The sequence below is a fragment of the Rhodococcus sp. R1101 genome, assembly GCF_000278445.1.
GTDB classification, from domain to species: Bacteria; Actinomycetota; Actinomycetes; order Mycobacteriales; family Mycobacteriaceae; genus Rhodococcus; species Rhodococcus gordoniae.
This window is the reverse complement of sequence record NZ_AJVB01000390.1, coordinates 1-3,639: the sequence shown is the minus strand read 5'-3', so window position 1 is coordinate 3,639 and position 3,639 is coordinate 1. Positions and strand designations below refer to the sequence as shown.

The 3,639-nt window shown below is 73.0% G+C and carries 4 protein-coding genes and 1 pseudogene; 2 read left to right on the top strand and 3 right to left on the bottom strand.

Features of this window, described 5'->3' with window-relative positions:
* The 3 genes and pseudogenes from R1101_RS27430 to R1101_RS0118440 form a co-directional block, all read right to left on the bottom strand.
* Window positions 1-180, bottom strand: a pseudogene (locus tag R1101_RS27430) (TldD/PmbA family protein); the annotation flags it as partial.
* Window positions 177-1,688: a TldD/PmbA family protein gene (locus R1101_RS0118445; protein ID WP_016934826.1), complete on the bottom strand. Its 1,512-nt coding sequence runs from the start codon at window positions 1,686-1,688 to the stop codon at window positions 177-179. The gene R1101_RS0118445 and the pseudogene R1101_RS27430, both read right to left, overlap by 4 nt.
* 64 nt (window positions 1,689-1,752) lie before the next feature.
* Window positions 1,753-2,517, bottom strand: coding sequence for a TSUP family transporter (locus R1101_RS0118440; protein ID WP_016934825.1), 765 nt, complete (start codon window positions 2,515-2,517; stop codon window positions 1,753-1,755).
* Window positions 2,518-2,622: 105 nt separating this feature from the next.
* Between R1101_RS0118440 and R1101_RS0118435 the strand changes: the two genes are divergently transcribed.
* Together R1101_RS0118435 and R1101_RS27425 are read left to right on the top strand one after the other, a co-directional pair.
* The gene (locus R1101_RS0118435; RefSeq protein ID WP_016934824.1) at window positions 2,623-3,165 is read left to right on the top strand and encodes an FxsA family protein; all 543 of its coding nucleotides are present in this window, start codon (window positions 2,623-2,625) and stop codon (window positions 3,163-3,165) included.
* 18 nt (window positions 3,166-3,183) lie between these two features.
* The coding region (locus R1101_RS27425; protein WP_037224064.1) for an amidohydrolase family protein at window positions 3,184-3,639 on the top strand (456 nt) is incomplete at its 3' end.

Below are 3,639 nucleotides of genomic sequence, written 5' to 3'. Positions count from 1 at the left end.
GCCGGGGGTGCGGCGGATCGCGACGATGGTGGCGCTGCGGGCGCGCGCGGACCCGTTGGTGGTCATCGAGTTGCCTGCCCACCGCAGCGACGCCTCGGCGCCGTCGGAGACGATCACGATGGTCTCGTCGGCGGGGGAGGCCGCCAGGGCGGTCTCGACGAGTCGGTCTCCGGGGATCATCGGCCACCTTCCTGCACCGTGTTGAGCACGTTCACGCCGCGCACCAGCACCGACGGGCAGCCGTGCGAGACCGCGGCGACCTGCCCGGGTTGCGCCTTGCCGCAGTTCATCGCCCCGCCGAGCCGCCAGGTCGACGCCCCGCCGACCGCCTCGAGCGCACCCCAGAACTCGGTGGTCGACGCCTGATAGGCCACATCGCGGACCTGCCCGGCGAGCCGCCCGCCGCGGATCCGGTAGAACCGCTGCCCGGTGAACTGGAAGTTGTGCCGCTGCATGTCGATCGACCAGCTGCGATCGCCGACGACGTACAGCCCGTCGTCGACCCCGGCGATCAGATCGGCGGTGCTGCGGTCGACCGTCGGATCGGGTTGCAGCGATACGTTCGCCATCCGCTGGATCGGCACGTGATGCGCCGAGTCGGCGTAGGCGCAGCCGTTCGAGCGGGCCACCCCGAGCTTGGGCGCGAACGCCCGGTCGAGCTGGTAGCCGACGAGCACTCCGTCGCGCACCAGATCCCAGGACTGGGCGGCGACCCCGTCGTCGTCGTAGCCGACGGTGGCCAGCCCGTGCGGTTCGGTGCGGTCGGCGGTGACGTGCATGGCGACGCTGCCGTAGCGCAGGCTGCCGAGCAGGTCGGGGGTGGCGAAGGAGGTGCCGGCGTAGGCGGCCTCGTAGCCGATGGCCCGGTCGTATTCGGTGGCGTGCCCGACCGATTCGTGGATGGTCAACCACAGATTCGTCGGGTCTATCACCAGATCGGTGCGGCCGGCGGTCACCGACGGGGCCTGCGCCTTCTCGGCGAGTTGCTCGGGCAGCTCGGCGAGCTCACTGCTCCAGTCCCACCACCGGTCGGAGGCGAGGTACTCCCAGCCGCGGCCGGTCGGTGGGGCCAGGGTACGCAGCGACTCGAAGGTGCCGGCCTCGCGGTCGACGCGGGTCGCCTCGAGGTCGGGGTGGATCCGCACCCGCTGCTGGGTGATCGTCGACCCGGCGAGATCGGCGTAGAAACTCTGTTCCTTGACCAGCGTCACATGGGCGCCGACGTGGTCGACCCCGGTAGCGTCCTGCAGTCGCCGCGAATAGTCCTCGAGCACCGCGATGCGCTCGGCGGCGGGGACGGTGAACGGATCGATCTCGTACGGCGAGACCCACACCGCGTCGCGGTGGACCGGTTCGTCGGCCCACCGCACCGGATCACGATTCAATGCGCGCAGGGTGCGGGCCACGGCCACCGCGCGGGCCGCGGCGTCGGCGGCGCCGTCCGGGCCGGGCACCGGATGCGACGCGAACCCCCAGGTGCCGTCGAGCAGCACCCGTACCGCCACCCCGCAGTCGGTGCCGTCCACCGCGGCCTGCAGGGCGCCGTCGCGCAGGGTGCTCGTCCAGGTCCGCAGCCGATGCACCCGCACATCGGCGTGACTCGCGCCCGCCGACCGCGCCACCGTCAGCGCCGCATCGGCGGCCGCCTGCAACGGAAGGGCCAGGAAATCGTCGTCCACCGCGCTCACCCGCCCACCCTATCGCCGGTACGCGCCGAGCCGGGGGTGCCGCACCGACACCCCGCAGGGCGGCTCAGCCGAACTGTTCGATGCCGAGCCGGATCACCATGGCCACCACCACGACCAGCAGCACCACCCGCACGAAGCCGGCGCCGCGCGCGAGCGCCATCCGGGAACCGAGCACCGAGCCGGCCACATTGCACACCGCCATCGCCAACCCGAGCGTCCACCACACATGCCCGCCGAGAGCGAACAGCACCAGCGCCCCCAGATTCGAGCCGAAGTTGAGCACCTTCGCCATCGCCGCCGAGGTGACGAACTCGCTGCCGAGCATCGCCGCGAACACGATGATGAAGAAGGTGCCGGTGCCCGGCCCGAGGATGCCGTCGTAGAAGCCGATCACCGCCGCGGCCGTGACCACGACGGTGACCAGCCGCAGCGTCGACGGGCGGCGGATGCTGCCGGCCCCGAGTTTCGGGCGGGCGGTGACGAACACCGCCACCGCGACGAGCACCACCATCACGATCGGGATGAACACCTCCCGGTCGATGAGCGAGACCGCCGCCGCCCCGGCCGCCGCGGCCAGCGCCGCGACGAGCGCGGCCGGGCCGAGCAGCGACCAGCGCAGGGGGATGCGCCGCGCGAAGGTCAGCACCGCGGCTCCGGTCCCGCAGATCGCGGTGAGCTTGTTCGTCGCCAGCGCCGCCTGCGGCGTCAACTGCGGGGCGACGAGGAACAGGGCGGGCAGCAGGATCAGCCCGCCGCCGCCGACCACCGCGTCCACCCAGCCGGCGGCCGTCGCGGCGGTCATCAGCACCGCCCAGTCACCTGCCGTCATGGCCGCCATTCGATCACGGTCCGCATCCGGTCGCCGGGGCCGGGAGCAAAACGGGCCGGTCGTTCGTTGACCGGACAGAAGTCGCCGACGGAAGGAAGCCCCGCCGTGTACCCGTTGTTGTTCGTGCTCTACGTCGTGGCGGAGATCGCGGTGCTGGCCTGGCTCGGCTCCACCCTCGGCGCCCTGGCCACCGTGTTGATCTTCCTCGGTGTCAGCGCCGCTGGTTATCTCGTGCTCGCCGCCCTGGGTCGCCGGGCGCTGCGCAACCTCGGTGAGCTGCGCGCAGGCCGGGCGCCGCACGCGAATTCTCCGGAGCGGGTGCTCACCGACGGTGCGCTCGTCGGTGCCGGCGCGGCGCTGGTGCTGATCCCCGGCATCGTCGGCACAGTGCTCGGGGTGATGTTGTTGCTGCCGACCCGCGCCGCGCTGCGTCCGCTGGTGCGCACGCTGGTCGCGCGGCGGGCCCGCGCCACCGGGTTCACCGCGCAGCGGCTGGTGGTGGTCGACGGGCAGGTCGTCGATCACAGCGTCGTCGGGGGTGCCCCGCACCTGACCGGTGGTGCGGCCGCGCCCGAGCAGGTCGACGACCGCGGCACCGTGCTCGAAGGGGAGATCGTGGAGACCCCGCGCCGCCGCGAAGAGCGGTAACGGGCAGACTGGGCACTCGTGAGCCCTGCACCGCACACCCAGCTTCTCGTCGGCGGCCGCATCTACAGCGCCGGTGCCCCCGATGCCACCGCGATGGCCGTCACCGACGGCACGGTCGTGTGGGTCGGGCAGGACCGGCCCGGCCGCGCCCTGCACCCGGACGCCGAGATCGTCGACCTGCACGGCGCGTTCGTCGCCCCCGGTTTCGTCGACACCCACGTGCACACCACCAGCCACGGACTGGCCCTGACCGGCCTGGACCTGACCGACGCCGTCGACCGCGACGACGCGGTGCGCCGGGTCCGCGCGCACGCCGACGCGCACGACGACGCGGTGATCTGGGGGCACGGCTGGGACGAGACCCGCTGGCCCGACCCCACCCCGCCGACCACCGCCGACCTCGACGCCGCCGCCCCGGCCCGGCTCGTCTATCTCGGCCGGATCGATGCGCATTCGGCGGCGGCGTCGAGCGCG

Excerpts from the sequence above, each read along its gene's own strand:
- R1101_RS0118440 (WP_016934825.1), bottom strand. The coding sequence starts at position 2,517 with ATGACGGCAGGTGACTGGGCGGTGCTGATGACCGCCGCGACGGCCGCC.